We start from the raw sequence: 15,202 nt of genomic DNA, 5'->3' as shown, positions 1-15,202 counted from the left end.
CCCGTCCCCATCACCGTCGGTCTCGCCCGTGCTCGACGCGGGCCAGCTCGGCCCCCCCGAGCCCTCGCCACAACCCAGCACCAAGGTCGCCCCCAGCGCGAGGGTCATCGGCCGCTGGCGCCGCGCGGGTCTCATGGGATCAACGATAGCAGCAGCTCGGGCCCAGGCTCAGTCCGCCCACGCGCGCATCCACGGCGCGCTGAAGTAGCGGTCCCAGGCGTCCGGCAGCACCGTCACGACCGGGCCCTCGATGTCGGCTCGGGCGGCGACGCGGAGCGCGGCGGCGACGTTGGTCCCGGCCGAGCCCCCGACGAGCAGCCCCTCCTCGCAGCACAGCCGCCGCGCGGTCTCGAAGCTGAGCTCGTCGCTGATCCGCTCGGCGCCGTCGATGAGCTCGCGGTGGAGGTTGGTCGGCGGCTGGCTCGATCCGATGCCCTCGACCGCGTAAGCGCCGTCGGGCCCGAGCTCACCGGTCTCGACCCAGGCGGCGAGGCCCGAGCCGATTGGATCCGCGAGCACGATCTTGGTGTTCGGGTTCCCCCGCTTGAGCGCCCGCCCGACCCCGCTGATCGTCCCGCCGGTCCCGGCCCCGGCGACGAAGGCGCCAACTGGGCCGTCGACTTGACGCAGGATCTCGGCGCCGGTCGTGCGCTCGTGGACCGTCACGTTGACCGGGTTTTCGAATTGATCGGTCAGGAACCAACCCTCGGCGCGGGCCATCGCCCGGGCCACGTTCTGAAAATTATCCGGGCTCGAGGGCGGCGCGTTGGCGGTGATGACGACCCGCGCGCCGAGCATCGTCAGGACCCGGCGCTTGTCGATCGACATCTTCTCCGGCATCACGCAGACCAGCTCGTAGCCGCGCGCGGCCGCGACCAGGGCCAGACCGACCCCGGTGTTGCCCGCGGTCGCTTCGATCAGCGTCATCCCGGATCGGAGCAGCCCGCGAGCTTCGGCGTCGTCGACGATCGCCTTGGCCAGACGATCCTTGACGCTGCCGCCGGGGTTTTGATGCTCGCACTTGACCAGAACTTCGCGCGGGAGTCCGCGGCCGATGTTCCGCAACGGCACGAGCGGAGTCTCTCCGATGGCGTCGAGGATCGTCACGCGCTCGTGTTAGCCTGGCCCCGTGACCGCCGTCGAGCCCAGGCCCGAGATCCCCGAGGAGCTGTCGCAGATCACCCTGGTCGACGCCGACTCCAACGAGTACGCGCTCGGCGAATTGTGGGCCGAGCGCCCGGTCGTGCTCATCCACCTGCGCCACTTCGGCTGCATCCTCTGCCGCCACTACGCGGGCGCGCTGCGGGACTTCTTTGGCGACTTCGAGGCCGCGGGCGCGCGCCTGGTTGCGATCGGCACGGGCAGTCGGCAGTACGCGCGCGACTTCGTCGCCGAGCGCAAGATCCCCTACCTGGTCCTGGTCGACAAGCACATGGCCAGCCACGAGGTCATCCGCGCCAAGCAGGGGCCCTTGATCGGCATCTTCAAGCCGGGCGTGCTGTGGGCCGCCGTCAAGGCCAAGCTCTACGGCGAGCGCCAGGGCAAGACCGGGCCCAACCCGTTCAAGTTCGGGGCCGCCCACGTGATCGGGCCGGGCGGCACCTTGCACTACGCCTGGATCAACGACGACTATCACGACAACGCGCCCGTCGACGAGCTGCTCGCCGAGGCAGCCAAGGCGGCGGGGCGTCAGCGAGCCGGCGCGGCATAGGCCCCGGACGAGCGGCCCGCAAGGCTTGCCGGACAGCCTGGCCGCGCCCGTCCTATGCTTGCGCGACCGCCACGAGAGAGAGGGCAACATGAGCACCCAAGACAAGAGCATGCGCTGGGTCGTCGGCCTGGATCTGCGACCCCATTGCCACGGAGCGATCAACTTTGCGGTCTGGCTGCGCCAGCACTACCGCGGCGGCCAGCTGAAGATCGACGGCCTCCACGTGGTCGAGAACGCCCTGTTCGAGCTGCCCGAGTCGCCGCCGCGCGCCGAGCTGCTCGGCGGGGCCAAGAAGGCGGCCCACGCCGCCGTCCTGACCCGCGACGCGACCGAGGCCTTCTCCACGATCGACGTCGTCGCGGGCGAGCAGGTCACCGACATGCTCGCGGCGGCCGGCAAGCTCGAGGCCACGACCGGGCTCATCCTCGGTCGCCGCGCGGCCGCCGAAGACCGGGCGCTGATCCGCCTGGGCAAGGTCGCGCGTCGGCTGCTGCGTCGGCTCGAGGTCCCGACCTTCGTCGTCCCGCCGGACCTCGAGCTCAAACACATCGGGCCCGGACCGATCGTGTGCGCCGTCGACCTCGACGAGCGCGGCGTCGAGCTCGCGCGCTTCGGCGAGCAGCTGGCCGCCCGCCTCGGCCGGGACGCGCGCCTCGTCCACGTGATCGACAGCAGCGATCCGATCGGCCTCCAGTACCTGCCCGAGGGCACCTGGAACGTGCTCCACGCCCGCACGCCCGACGATGGACAGGCCGCGCTGGCGGCCTGGCGCGAGGCGGCGGGGCTCTCGGCCCGCGCGCTGCTCGCCCAGGGGCAGATCGTCCCCAAGCTCGTCAGCGCCGCGCGCGAGCTCGACGCGTGCATGATCTTGTGCGGCTCCCGGCGACTGAGCCTGGCCGAGCGCCTGTGGATCTCGAGCGTCGGCTCGAGCCTCGCCGCCGCCGCCCACCTCCCGGTCGGTGTCGTGCCCTCGCAGTCTGAGTCAGACTGAGCAGCGAATGGGCGGGGACAATTCGGAGCGTGAGCAGGTCCAGCGCCGCCAGCAAGAGCAGCTGCTCAAGCTGGTGACCAAGGGCTTCTACGGCGAGCTCGTCAACTATGGCGTGGCCAAGACCGACATCGTAGCGATCGCAACCCACCTCCTCGGCCACCTGTCCGACCAGGAGCTCGAGCCCAGCAAGCAAGACCGCTTCTACAGCCGGCTGTTCGACCTCGACAGCATCGACGATCGCTGGGCCAGCGAGCAGCGCCTGAGCGTCGACGACAGCGTCGTCCTGCGGCCCCTCGACGACGAGCTCCTGGCCCAGGTCGAGACCTGGCTGGCCCCGGCCAAGGTCCGCGCGAGCTTCGTGACCCCCTACCCTCCCACCACGGACGGCCTCGCGGCCCACTTCGCCAGCGAAGGGTGCCAGTACTTCTGCATCGAGTACGAGGGCGAGGCCGTCGGGATCATCGGGGCCGAGAACCTCGACCAGAACTCCCGGCGGCTCGAGATGCGCAAGCTCGTCGGCCCGCGCAAGCTCCAGGGCATGGGCATCGGCAAGCGGGCGACCTTCGCGTTCTTGCACTACGCCTTTCGGATCCTCGAATTCGAGAAGGTCTACATCTACTCGACCGACGTCAACCTGCGGAACCTGAACCTCAACAGCCAATTCGGCTTCAACCTCGAGGGCGTGTTGCTGCAGGAGCTCGCGGGTGAGCACGGCCGGATCGACATCCTGCGCATGGGGCTGCTGCGCTCGCGCTGGCTCGAGATCTTCGCGGGCTGAGCGGCGCGCCGGCGGCCTGCTAAGCTGCGCCGTGCCCGAGCAGGTCTACCTCGACCCCAACCCCTTCGTTGACAGCGACCACCCCGCCGTCGTCGCCTACGCGAGGCAGCACGGTGTCGGCGCGACCCCCCGCGACGCCGCCGTCGCGCTCTACTACGCCGTCCGCGACGGCTTTCGCTACAACCCCTGGAACGTGAAGCTCCGCGCCGAGGACTTCAGCGCCAGCAGCGTGCTCCTGCGCGAGCGCAGCCTCGGGGCCCACTGCGTCGACAAGGCGACCGTGCTCGCGGCCTGTGCCCGGGTCATCGGCGTGCCCAGCCGGCTGCACTTCGCCAACGTCCGCAACCATATCGGCACCGCCCGGCTCGAGGCGCGCCTCGGCAGCAACCTGCTCGTCTATCATGGCTACTGCGAGCTGTGGCTCGACGAGCGCTGGGTCGCCGCCACGCCTGCGTTCAACCGCGAGCTGTGCGAGCGCCTCGGGGTCGCGCCGCTCGAGTTCGATGGCCGGGAGGACAGCGTGTTTCAAGAGTACGACCGCGAGGGTGGGCAATTCATGGAGTACGTCGACGACCACGGCGTCCATCACGACGTGCCGCTCGACGACATGATCGCGGCGTGGCAGCGGCACTATCCGGGGATCCTCGCGAGCGGCAGCTGGCCCAAGCCGGGCTAGCAGCCCGGCTCGGCCCACCGCGCAAAAATGACCGTGACGCTCGTCACGGTCATTTTTCTGTCTGCAGTGCTTGCCGAAACTGACTGAGTGGACCAGCATAGTCAGTCCGTGGAGCTACCCGCAGATCTGACCCGTGAACTCGAGAAGTTCGTGGGCAACATCGACCCAAGCACCAAGAAGGGTCGCAAGCGCCTGGCGATCCTCGAGGCGGCGATCTCGATGTTCGCCGAGTCCGGCTACCGCGCGACCAGCATGGACGAGCTCGCCAGCGAGGTCGGCGTCGCCAAGGGCACCTTGTACCTCTACTTCCCCAAGAAGGTCGATCTGCTGATCGCCTGCGTGGCCTACGAGAAGCTGCGCTGGGTCCCCGAGCTGAGCGCCGTCTTGACAGGGAGCGCGCCGGCTCCCGAGCGCCTCAAGCAGTGGATCGTGGCCGTCTTGCTCCTCCCCAGCCGCTCGCCCCTGATGCTCCGCCTGCTCGAGGACGCCGAGATGGCGGCGATGTTGGCCGACATCCCGCCCGAGCTCATGAGCGAGGGCGAGCACTTCAACGAAGAGCTGCTCCAGCCTCTGCTCGATGAGGTCGCCGGCCCCGAGCACCGCTGGAGCCCCGTCGAGCTGCGCGACCGCGTCCAGGTGATCGCCTCGCTCAGCCACATCGCGCCCGCGCTCCGCTACGAATCCCTACGCCCGGGCATGTCGCCCGAGCGCTTCGCCGCAATTCTTGCCGACTTTGTCGTCGACGGCATCCGTCCCCGGCCCGAAGGAGACCAGTCAACATGAACGTGTCACGTCGCTTCGTCCTCAGCGCCCTGCTCGCCGCAGGCGCGGCCACCTTGCTCCCGGGTTCGGCCACCGCCGCGCCGCCGAGCCCGACCGACCCCGAGTTCGGCGCCTACCTCCTGACCAAGATCGACAACCTCCACCGCGGCCGGTCGAGCCACGGCCTGATGTCGATGCAGGTCAAGACCGCCCGCTGGGAGCGCTCGATGTCCATGGAGTCGTGGAGCGTCGGCGAGGACTACTCGCTGATCCGAATCCTCGAGCCCAAGAAGGAGCGCGGCACGGCCACGCTCAAGTCCAACAAGGACCTGTTCACCTACTTGAGCAAGACCGGGCGGACGATCAAGATCTCGGGCGCGTCGATGGGCGGCTCGTGGATGGGCAGCCACTTCACCAACGACGATCTGGTCCGGGACAGCCGCCTCGACAAGGACTTCGACTACGTCGTCAAGGACGGCCCCACCATCGCTGGCGAGGCGACCTGGGCCCTGATCCTGACCCCCAAGCCCAAGGCCGTCATCGTCTGGGGCCAGGTCGACGTCATGGTCCGCAAGTCCGATCTGCTCCCCGTCGGCCAGCTCTTCTACGACGAAGATCTCAACCCCGTGCGCAAGATGGAGTTCTTCGACTACCAGCAAGTCGGCGGCTCGCAGGTCCCCATGCGCGTGCGCATGAGCCCGCTCGATGCCGACAAAAAGGGCGAGTACACCGAGATCAGCTACCAAAAGCTCGAGTTCGACGTCGGCATCGACGCGTCCTTCTTCAGCGTCTCGAACCTCAAGGCGCTCTGACCGTGGACGACCTCAAGCTCGCCTGGCGCAACGTCTGGCGCAACACTCGGCGAAGCGTGGTGACCATGTCCGCGACCGGCCTCGCGCTGTTCGTGATGATCGTCTACACCGGCCTCGTCGCCGGCTACGTCGACGGGCTCCAGGCCAACATCTTGGACCTCGAGGTCGGCGACGCCCAGGTCTTCGCCGACAGCTACCGCGAGAAGCCCTCGCTCTACACCACGATCGAAGATCCGAGCGAGTGGAGCGCGAAGCTCGAGGACGCCGGCTACCAGGTCTCGAGCCGACTCCTGGCCACGGGCCTCGGCGCGAGTGAAGACAACTCATCGGGCGTCCAGCTGATCGGGATCGACGTCCTCGCCGACGCCGACGTCAGCTCGATCTCGCAGCAGACCAAGGCCGGGGCCTGGATCGAGCCCGACGACGAGGGCGTGGTCATCGGCTGGCGGCTGGCCGAGACCCTCGGCCTCGAGGTCGGCGGCGAGCTGGTCGTGCTCTCGCAGGGCGCCGACGGCTCGATGGCCAACGACGTCTACCCGATCCGCGGGGTCCTCAAGGGCATCTCCGACGGCGTCGACCGCAGCGGCGTGTTCATGACCGCGGCCGAGTTCCGCGAGCTCATGGTCCTGCCCGAAGGCGTCCACCAGATGATCCTGCGGATCCCGCCCGGCGCCGAACTCGAGGCCGCGACCGCGCTGGCCCAGAGCTACGCGCCCGAGGGCGTCGAGGTCTCGAGCTGGAAGACGATCAAACCAATGCTCTCGTCGATGCTCGAGTCCTCGCGCGCGTCGATGGCCGTGATGGCCGTGATCGTCTACATCGCGGTCGGCATCTTGATCCTCAACGCGATGCTCATGGCCGTGTTCGAGCGGATCCGCGAGCTCGGCGTGCTCAAGGCGATCGGGTTCACGCCGCTGAAGGTCCTCAAGCTGATCTTCATCGAGACCGGCATCCAGACAACGGTCGCCGTGGCCGCGGGGGTGCTCCTCGCGATCCCCGCCAACCACTACATGACGACCACGGGCATCGACATGAGCTCGATGGGCAACGTGTCGATCATGGGCATGGCCTGGGATCCGGTCTGGCGCTCGTCCGTGACCCTCGAGACCTACACGGGCCCGCTGACCTCGCTGGTGGTCATCGTCGCCCTCGCCGTCCTCTACCCCGCCTTGCGTGCAGCCTTCATTCGGCCGCTCGATGCGATTCGTGACTGACGACTCATGACTGACCGGAGCGAGCAATGTCGGAACTGAAGTTACCCACCTTGGCGTGGCGCAACATCTGGCGCAACCGTCGCCGGACCCTGATCACCCTGTTCAGCATCGCCTTCGGCTTCATGCTCGCGGTCGTCATGACCGGGATCGGCGACTACTCCTACTCCGAGATGATCGATCACTCTGCGCGGCTCGGCGGCGGCCACGTGATCGTTCAGCACTCGACCTACCTCGACGCGCCCTCGCTCAAGAAGACGGTCCACGCCGAGCCCGAGCTCATCGAAGACATCCGCGCCCACCCGCGGGTCCGGGCCGCGGTCCCCCGCGTGACCGGCGGGGTCATGCTCGCGACCAGCATCAACAACGTCGGCGCCGGGGTCCTCGGCATTGACCCCAGCATCGAAGACGAGACGACCCTCGGCCTGGTCGACTCGATCACCGCGGGCGAGATGTTCACCAGCCCCGACGACGAGGGCATCATCTTGGGCCGGACCCTGGCCGACAACCTCGGCGTCGATCTGGGCAAGAAGGTCGTCTACACCGTGACCGACAAGTCCGGCGAGATCGCCAGCGGGCTCGCGCGGGTCTCGGGGATCATCGAGACCGGCGCGACCGAGATCGACGCCGGCATCTGCCTCCTGCCGATCGGCCCCTTCCGCGAGCTGCTCGGCTACGACCCCGACGAGGCCACCCAGATCGCGGTGTTCCTCGACGACCACCGCGGCGCCAAGGACCTCGCCGCCGAGCTCGACGCGACCTTCGGCGAGCGGCTCGGCCCCGTGAGCACGACCTTGCCCTGGTACGAGGCCCAGCCCGACCTCGCCGGCTTCGTGAGCATGAAGGTCAACGGCACGATCATCATGGAGCTGATCGTCACCGTGCTGATCGCCGCGGGCATCTTCAACACCCTCTTCGTCTCGGTCATGGAGCGGATGCGCGAGCTCGGCATCCTCGCCGCGATCGGGTTCTCGGCCCGGCAGCTGTTTAGCCTCGTCTTGTGGGAGAGCCTGTGGCTGGGCCTGTGCGGGATCGTGGCGGGCGTCTTGCTGACCGCGTGGCCCTACTACTACCTTGCGACCACGGGCATCGACGTCGCCCAGATGATGGGCGGTGAGGGCCAGGCTCAGGTCTCGGGCGTGAGCATGTCGCCGGTCATCTACATCGAGCTCTATCCACCCCACGCGCTGTTCATCGCCCTCGCGGTGGTCATCGCAACAATGGTCGCGGGCTTGTACCCGGCCTACAAGGCCGGCCGCGTGTCGCCGGTCGAAGTCATCCGCATCGTCTAATTTTCGTGTCGGGAGCGACCATGTCCAGCGAATCCGAAGTCATCGTCAAGCTCGAGGGTGTCGAGAAGATCTACAAGCAAGGCATGATCGACGTGCCGGCCCTGCGCGGGATGGATCTCGAGGTTCGCCGCGGCGAATTCATGGCCCTGACCGGGCCCTCGGGCTCGGGCAAGACCACCGCGCTCAACATCATCGGCGGCCTCGACAAGCCGACCAGGGGCAAGGCCCTCGTCGAGGGCCACGACCTCGCCGAGATGTCGCGCGGCCAGCTCAGCAGCATGCGACGCGACAAGATCGGCTTCGTGTTTCAGGCCTACAACCTGGTCCCGGTCCTGACCGCGTTCGAGAACGCCGAGATGGTCCTGCGCCTCCAGGGCATGCCGAGCGACGAGCGGCGCGAGACCGTCATGAAGTTGCTCGCCGACGTCGGGCTCGAGGGCATGGAGCACCGGCGCCCGGCCGAGATGTCGGGCGGCCAGCAGCAGCGCGTGGCGATCGCCCGGGCGATCGCCTCGAACCCCCTCGTCACCCTCGCCGACGAGCCGACCGCCAACGTCGACTCGGCCACCGCCGAGCTGCTCTTGACCCTGATGGAGCGGCTCAACCTCGAGCGCAACGTGACCTTCATCTTCTCGACCCACGATCCCCGCGTGATGGCGAGGGCGCGTCGAATCGTGCACATGGTCGACGGTAAGGTCGAGAGCGACGAGACCAAGAATTGACCCCGATGTACGTCTTCGGGCTGCTCCTGGCGTTTCTCGGTCCGCCCGAGCCCGAGCCCGAGCCCAACGCGGCGTGGGACGCCGCAGGCTGGGGCAGCGAGCCCGAGCCCGCAGACGCCCCCGCGCCCGCGCCCGCGCCCGCGCCCGCGCCCGCGCCCGAGACCAACGCGGCGTGGGACGCCGCAGGCTGGGGCAGCGAGCCCGAGCCCGAGCCCGCAGACGCCCCCGCTGCCGAGGGTCCGGCTGAGCCGAGTGAGCCGAGCGAGACCTCGGACTGGAGCGCGTGGGACGACCCGGGCCCCGCGAGCTCGGGCGACGATCAGAGCGCGAGCGACGAGCCCAAAGTGAAGGTCGGTGACGTGCTCGCGGGCAGCCTGCGACTGACCGGGTCCTATCTCCACTTCAACGACCCCGACCTGTTCCCGGCCGGCGACGACGCCATGGCCGTGACCGTCGCGCGGGTGCTCGTCGAGGCCGACGCCGGCCCGCACCTGCACTTCTCCTTCAACGGCTTCGGCGAGCTCGCGCGCGTCCCGGTTGGCGGCAACCTCGGCGGCAGCTTTGCGAGCGCGGGCAGCACCAGCAGCGCTTATCGGACGCGTTACCTGGGCTGGCAGTTCTGGGACGACGGCGCGGTCGGTGGCCAGCTCGGGGTCGATCGCGCGGCGATGCGCCTGAGCTTCGACTCCGTCAACGTCGACATCGGGCGCTTCCCGATCACCTACACGGTCGCGAGCATGTTCACGACCAACGACTTCTTCGCGCCCTTCTCGGCCACCGCCGTCAACCGCATCTACAAGCCGGGGGTCGACGCGATCCGGGTCTCGGCCGGCTTTGGCACGATGGCCAGCGTCGACGTGGCCGGGGTGCTCGGCTACGACCCCGAGACCGACAAGCCGAGCTGGGGTCGCAGCGCGGTGTTCACCCGCGCGGCGATCGTCGGCGCCGGCTTCGAGTGGGCCGCGCTCGGCGGCAAGGTCTCGCAGCGATGGATCGCGGGCGGCTCACTCCAAGGTGACGCCGGGCCCGTCAACCTCCGCGGCGAGTTTCATGTCGGCATCCCCGACGAAGAAGGCGACGGCCACGACAGCGACGACCAGCCGATCTACGGGCGGTTCGCGGCCGGGCCGAGCGTGAGCTTCGCCTGGCGCAACGCCTCGATCGTGGCCGAGTACATGTTCGCGTCGGACGGCGCGGCCAAGCCCGCGGACTACCTTGGCCGAGCGCTCGAGAGCTACTCCGACGACCTGCCCTACCTCGGTCAGCACTATGTTGGCGCGGCCGCGGGCATGGAGATCATCCCGATCTTGCGCTTCACGGTCACGGGGATCGTGAGCGCGACCGACGGCTCGGGGCTCGCGGGGGTCTCGCTGATGTACAATGTGGCGAACGAGTCGGATCTGATCTTGGGCGTGTTCGTGCCCTGGGGGGCGGGGGTGCGGAGCTTTGATCCGATGTCGGGGAGCTTGGAATTGGGGAGCGAGTTTGGGCTCTCGCCGATCAGCGCCTACCTCGAGGCGCGGGTGTTCTTTTAGCCCTACGGCTCCCGCTCGCCATCCCTCACTGAGGCAGTGAACATCAATATTGGCAATAAGAATGGAACCGACAACAACGCGAGGAGGAGGATAACTCGTCGCAGCGGGTCGCCGAAGTCGGTGCTCGCGGCGAGGGCGTGGAGCCGCGAGAGTTCGAGCCCAGCGCAACGCGGGAGCGAGGTCGTCTAGCAGCCCGTGGTGCAATGCATCGTGTCGCCTCGCGCCGGAATGTTCGCGGAGGGCGCGAAGCCAAAACGCCGCTGTACCGGGCGTACTGCAAGTTTTGGCGACAAAGCCCTCGGCGAAAAGGCCAAGCGAGGCGGCGCGAGGCATTGCACCACGGGCTGCTAGCCAGAGGCATGAGAAGCCCCTAACAATGGCGTCGCTGAAAAGCGAGCAGGGCCGCGCTTCCAAAGCTATCGACGGGCTGATAGAGTGGGGGCTGTGCTACCCGACAGACGACGCACGCGCCCACGTCCTCTTGCGGCGAATTCCGGTTCGAGAAAGGCTCGACGTGCAGGCCGCCAGGACGGATGGAGCGGACATTGCTCGACGTCGCGGCGGCGTTTCGTGGGGCTCTCGGCGAGTTCGATTGGCGAGCGCGAATCCTGCTCACAGTATAGGTCAAGAAGCATGGCACATCTCTCTGGCATTGCAATGACAACCCACGGCCCGAAGGTTGATGTTGGAAACGTATTGAAAAAGTGTTTGGCCAGATCGTCATATGAGACGCACGTGGGCCGTGAAGCGAGCGCGCTGCTGGCGAATGTGCCCGATGCGCGCTTTGACGGGCGCGAGGCGCTCCAGGAGATCGTCGAGAGTGTGGCCGGGCTCCACGCGGTAGCGATCTACCCGCGCAACGCCTTGGTCACCTCGGAGCGTGAGCGGTCGCCATGAACGCGGCGGTCCTCGCCCTCGCCATCGTGCTGGGATCGCTTGTGCTTGCGCTGAACGCTTGGGGCATGCTGACGACCTATCACAAGCTCGTCGACACCGTCCCAGGCTGGTCGAGGCGCAGCTCGAAAACGCCTCCGTCCATTCTCGCCACGGGTCGGCCACAGCCTGTCTCGGAGCCGCAGCGAGGACCTTTGAGTGATCGTCCTTGCGCCGCTTGGCGCCTGTCCGTGGTTTGTCGAAAGACGACGGCCCTCGGTGGCTTGCGCTTTATCTTTGATCGCTACTCTGGCGGGTCCTTCTCACTCGTAACCGCCGACACCGAGGTGCCGATACGCCTGATCCCTTGCGAGCACACGATCCGCTCGCCGACAGCTTTCCCTCGTCACGCTCCGCCATGGCTCCTCCCGCGCGTCGACCCTGCGCGCGGCTTCACGATGGAGGTCTACCACGGCGTGCCAACGCTTCCGCTCCTGCACGATCTCTCGAAGGCCCAAGCCAGCGCAGCGTGCGAAGCCGCGGCCGCTGAACTCCAACGCTACGACTTGGGCCGCGTTGCGCCAGATGAGCAGATCTTGGTAATCGAGACCATCGTAGACCTCGAGACGACGTGGGTCTGCGAAGGTCCCTCGGGCAGCGATCTGAACCCTGGAATCGTGGCGCGACCCGAGACGACCTCGTCCTACTTCCGGCCCAACGCAGTCAAGCTCACGCGGCTCAGCGACCTCTCACGCATAACCCGCAGGGTTATGCTGCGTGAGCTTGGGTTCTTCATTTTCTTCGACATTTTCGTCGTCCTGGTTCCCGCGCTCACGCTGATTGCACAAGTGTTCCGGAGGTGACATGGCATGGATTAATGGCGTCACAATGACCAGCACCGGCCCAAAGATCGCCATCGGCGAAGTCTTTGGTCGCGAGGTCCTCGGCGTCGACTGACCCATTCGCTAAACCCACCGGCTCGACTCGCGGCAGATCAGTGTGCGGATGACGCGTGCCGCCCACTGGTTCCCGAGTCCGAGCCGAGACCCCAGCCGCAGCGCGACTCCGACCATCAGCACGACCTCACAACAACGCCTCGTGCTCCAAGCTCCCGGCGCCCTTCGAGCCCCTCGACTGCATCGACAACCCCTGGCCGCCCGAGTGACCGGCAGACTACCGCCGCGCGCGCGATCCGTGCACACTCCGCGCATGTCCGAGACCACCGAGCTGAGCGCGCTGCGAGAGCAGCTCGCGCGCCACGAGCATCGCATCACCGAGCTCGAGATCGAGGCCGCCTTCCGCCGCCAGACCAACGACGAGCTCGACGAGGTCGTGCGCGGTCAAGACCAGCGCATCACCGCGCTCGAGCGCCGTATCACCGAGCTCCTCGCTCAGCTGCCCCAGACCACCGACTGATCAGCTCCCCGGAGCCTGTCCGCGTGTTACAACCGCGGCGATGGCCCAGCGCGGCATCCCCTTCGGTCGGCGCCCGCCTGGCGGTCAAGGCGGCGACGGCCGCCAAGCGCCCAAGCGCCCCCGGGTACTCAGCGTCCGCGAGGCGGTCGAGCTGGCCAATCGCGTGCTCGAGCGAGGTGTGCCCGCGATCTGGGTCGAGGGCGAGGTCTCGAACCTGGTCCTGGCCCGCAGCGGCCACGCCTACTTCACCCTCAAGGACGGCGCTGCGGCGCTGCCCTCGGCGATGTGGGCGTCGAGCGTCAGGCGCCTGCGCTTTCGCCTCGAGGAGGGCCAGCGCCTGCGGATGTTCGGTCGCATGGGCATCTACGCGGCCCAGGGTCGGTTTCAGTTCTACGCCGAGCGAGCCGAGCCCGCGGGGCTCGGCGAGCTCACGCTGGCCCTCGAGCAGCTCAAGCGGCGGCTCGCGGCGGAGGGCCTGTTTGCGGGTGAGCGCAAGCGGCCGCTGCCACCGTGGCCGCGGGCGGTCGGGGTCGTGACCAGCCCGACCGGCGCGGCGGTCCACGACATCATCAAGGTCATCCGGCGGCGCATGCCCACGCCCGTTTTGCTCGCGCCAGCCAAGGTCCAGGGGCCCGAGGCCCCGCGCGAGCTGACCCTGGCGCTGCGGCGACTCCAGCGAGTGCCGGGCATCGACGTGATCATCATCGGCCGAGGCGGAGGGTCGATCGAAGATCTGTGGGCCTTCAACCACGAGGGTCTGACCCGGGCGATCGCGGCGTGCCCGGTCCCGATCGTGTCGGCCGTCGGTCACGAGGTCGACGTGACGCTGTGCGATCTGGTCGCCGATCGTCGAGCCGCGACGCCCTCGCAAGCTGGCGAGCTGGTCGTGCCCGATCGTCAGGCGCTGCTCGAGCGCCTCGCCGACCGGGAGCGTCGCTTGCTGCGCAACATCGAGCGGCGAACCCTCGACCTCGGCGCGCGCTTGCACAGCTCGTCGAGCCGGCTCGAGCGCTGGGGCCGAAGCTTCGCCCGGCGTGAACGCGAGCACCTCGACGGCGCGCGGCGGCGGCTGACGCAGACCATGCGCGCCGCGGTCACAACCGAGCGCCGACGGCATCGGCAGCTCGGCGAGCGCCTCGCGGCCGTCCACCCGCGCATGCGCATCGCGACCGAGCGCCGCCGCCTCCACGAGCTCGAGCGCCGCCTCGTCCGCGCCGGCAAAGGCCTGACCGCGAGCCTCCGGCCTCAGCTCGCGCGCGCGGCCGGCAAGCTCGACGCGCTCTCGCCCCTCGCGGTGCTCGGTCGCGGCTACGCGCTGGTTCGCACCGACGACGGCGGGCTGGTCCGCGACGCCGCCCAGGTCGAGGTCGGCGAAGCGCTGCGCCTCCAGCTCCAGCGCGGCCAGCTCGCGGTCGTGGTCACCGACACGGAGGAGCCCGGTTGACCGCGATCCTTCCGCGATCCTTCGGCGTGTTCGGCGATCCCGTCGCCCACTCGCGCTCGCCGATCATGCACGCGGCCGCGTTCGCGGCCCTGAGCTTGCCGCACTGCTACCTGCCCTTCCACGTCAGCGCGGGGCGCCTCGGCGAGGCTGTGCGCGGAGCCGCGGCGCTCGGCTTCGGGGGCGTAAACCTCACGGTCCCGCACAAACAGGCCGCGCTCGCCCTGTGTGACCACCGCTCGGACACCGCCGAGCGCGTCGGGGCCGTGAACACCCTGCGCTTCGTCCCCAACCTCGACACCGGGGCGATCGAGATCCACGGCCACAACACCGACGCGCGCGGGTTCCTCGATGCGCTCGACGAGCTCGACGGTCCGCCCCTGCGCCGCGCGACGATCCTCGGCGCCGGGGGAGCCTCGCTGGCGATCGCCGACGCGCTGCTCGGGGCCCACCCCGAGCTCGAGCTGACCTGGGTCAGCCGTCGACCCGAGCACATCCCGAGCCTCGCGCTGGCCAACGCGACCGAGCGAGTCCGGCGCTGCAACTGGCAGGAGCTCGGCACCCCGCGCGGCGAGCTCCTGGTCAACACGACGATCGTCGGCCTCGCGGGGGGCCCCGAGGCCTTCCCCGTCGACATCGAGCTCGATCAATTGGAGCCGCGGGCGCGCGTGATCGACATCGTCTACCCCCGGCCTTCAGGCGGGCTGCTCGACCGCGCGGTCGCGGCCGGCCTCACCGTCCAAGATGGCCTCCCGATGCTGCTGTGGCAGGGCGTGCGCGCGCTCGAGCTGTGGCTGGAGCTCGTGATCCCCGACCACGCCGTCGAGGCGATGCGTACCGCGCTCTACTCTTGAACCCGCGGCTCGTCCCACGAGCTCAGGGCAGCCTCGCGCGAGCGAGCGACCGAGCGCGCGATCCGTCTCGGGGTCGTGGCGCCCGCGGCGTCCGCTTGCCCCTCGGCGAGGGTGCTATCGTCCCGACC

Annotated in this window: 16 protein-coding genes; 15 read left to right on the top strand and 1 reads right to left on the bottom strand. The window is 68.7% G+C overall.

Annotation, left to right across the window (positions count from 1 at the left end; translation table 11 throughout):
- Positions 1 to 168: 168 nt before the first annotated feature.
- The gene (locus tag ENSA5_RS04595) at positions 169 to 1,107 is read right to left on the bottom strand and encodes a PLP-dependent cysteine synthase family protein (RefSeq protein WP_106390330.1); all 939 of its coding nucleotides are present in this window, start codon (positions 1,105 to 1,107) and stop codon (positions 169 to 171) included.
- Between the two features lie 22 nt (positions 1,108 to 1,129).
- Between ENSA5_RS04595 and ENSA5_RS04590 the strand changes: the two genes are divergently transcribed.
- The 15 genes from ENSA5_RS04590 (at position 1,130) to ENSA5_RS04525 (ending at position 15,074) form a co-directional block, all read left to right on the top strand.
- Entirely contained in the window at positions 1,130 to 1,711 is a 582-nt protein-coding gene (locus tag ENSA5_RS04590) for an AhpC/TSA family protein (RefSeq protein ID WP_106390329.1), read from the top strand.
- Between the two features lie 88 nt (positions 1,712 to 1,799).
- On the top strand, positions 1,800 to 2,702 hold the full coding sequence (locus tag ENSA5_RS04585; protein WP_106390328.1) for a universal stress protein: 903 nt from the start codon (positions 1,800 to 1,802) through the stop codon (positions 2,700 to 2,702).
- 7 nt (positions 2,703 to 2,709) lie between these two features.
- The gene (locus tag ENSA5_RS04580; RefSeq protein WP_106390327.1) at positions 2,710 to 3,480 is read left to right on the top strand and encodes a GNAT family N-acetyltransferase; all 771 of its coding nucleotides are present in this window, start codon (positions 2,710 to 2,712) and stop codon (positions 3,478 to 3,480) included.
- Between the two features lie 31 nt (positions 3,481 to 3,511).
- Entirely contained in the window at positions 3,512 to 4,156 is a 645-nt protein-coding gene (locus ENSA5_RS04575; protein ID WP_106390326.1) for a transglutaminase-like domain-containing protein, read from the top strand.
- A 108-nt stretch (positions 4,157 to 4,264) separates the two neighbouring features.
- Positions 4,265 to 4,939 (top strand): TetR/AcrR family transcriptional regulator, encoded by a 675-nt coding sequence (locus ENSA5_RS04570; RefSeq protein WP_146155324.1) that lies wholly within the window; start codon positions 4,265 to 4,267, stop codon positions 4,937 to 4,939.
- Positions 4,936 to 5,730 (top strand): outer membrane lipoprotein-sorting protein, encoded by a 795-nt coding sequence (locus tag ENSA5_RS04565; protein WP_106390324.1) that lies wholly within the window; start codon positions 4,936 to 4,938, stop codon positions 5,728 to 5,730. Before ENSA5_RS04570 ends, ENSA5_RS04565 begins: the two co-directional genes overlap by 4 nt.
- A 2-nt stretch (positions 5,731 to 5,732) precedes the next feature.
- Positions 5,733 to 6,944 carry an ABC transporter permease gene (locus ENSA5_RS04560; protein ID WP_106390323.1) on the top strand — a complete coding sequence of 404 codons (1,212 nt, stop codon included), beginning with the start codon at positions 5,733 to 5,735 and terminating at the stop codon, positions 6,942 to 6,944.
- Positions 6,945 to 6,994: 50 nt separating this feature from the next.
- Positions 6,995 to 8,233, top strand: a complete 1,239-nt coding sequence (locus ENSA5_RS04555; protein ID WP_181197366.1) for an ABC transporter permease — start codon at positions 6,995 to 6,997, stop codon at positions 8,231 to 8,233.
- A 20-nt stretch (positions 8,234 to 8,253) separates the two neighbouring features.
- On the top strand, positions 8,254 to 8,955 hold the full coding sequence (locus ENSA5_RS04550) for an ABC transporter ATP-binding protein (protein ID WP_106390321.1): 702 nt from the start codon (positions 8,254 to 8,256) through the stop codon (positions 8,953 to 8,955).
- 5 nt (positions 8,956 to 8,960) lie between these two features.
- The gene (locus tag ENSA5_RS04545; protein ID WP_106390320.1) at positions 8,961 to 10,490 is read left to right on the top strand and encodes a hypothetical protein; all 1,530 of its coding nucleotides are present in this window, start codon (positions 8,961 to 8,963) and stop codon (positions 10,488 to 10,490) included.
- Positions 10,491 to 11,225: 735 nt separating this feature from the next.
- Positions 11,226 to 11,387, top strand: coding sequence for a hypothetical protein (locus ENSA5_RS37010; protein ID WP_181197365.1), 162 nt, complete (start codon positions 11,226 to 11,228; stop codon positions 11,385 to 11,387).
- A complete protein-coding gene (locus tag ENSA5_RS35570) occupies positions 11,384 to 12,226 on the top strand; it encodes a hypothetical protein (protein WP_146155323.1) in 843 nt (280 codons plus the stop codon). Before ENSA5_RS37010 ends, ENSA5_RS35570 begins: the two co-directional genes overlap by 4 nt.
- Positions 12,227 to 12,572: 346 nt before the next feature.
- Positions 12,573 to 12,779 carry a SlyX family protein gene (locus tag ENSA5_RS37005; protein ID WP_181197364.1) on the top strand — a complete coding sequence of 69 codons (207 nt, stop codon included), beginning with the start codon at positions 12,573 to 12,575 and terminating at the stop codon, positions 12,777 to 12,779.
- A gap of 40 nt (positions 12,780 to 12,819) precedes the next feature.
- Positions 12,820 to 14,223 carry an exodeoxyribonuclease VII large subunit gene (gene xseA / locus ENSA5_RS04530; protein WP_106390317.1) on the top strand — a complete coding sequence of 468 codons (1,404 nt, stop codon included), beginning with the start codon at positions 12,820 to 12,822 and terminating at the stop codon, positions 14,221 to 14,223.
- Positions 14,220 to 15,074: a shikimate dehydrogenase family protein gene (locus ENSA5_RS04525; RefSeq protein ID WP_106390316.1), complete on the top strand. Its 855-nt coding sequence runs from the start codon at positions 14,220 to 14,222 to the stop codon at positions 15,072 to 15,074. The genes xseA and ENSA5_RS04525 overlap by 4 nt, the downstream gene beginning before the upstream one ends.
- The last annotated feature ends 128 nt before the right edge of the window (positions 15,075 to 15,202 follow it).

The sequence above is a fragment of the Enhygromyxa salina genome (assembly GCF_002994615.1).
Classification (GTDB): domain Bacteria; phylum Myxococcota_A; class Polyangia; order Nannocystales; family Nannocystaceae; genus Plesiocystis; species Plesiocystis salina_A.
The sequence above is the reverse complement of the archived record's forward strand: the minus strand, read 5'-3'. Positions and strand labels throughout refer to the sequence as shown.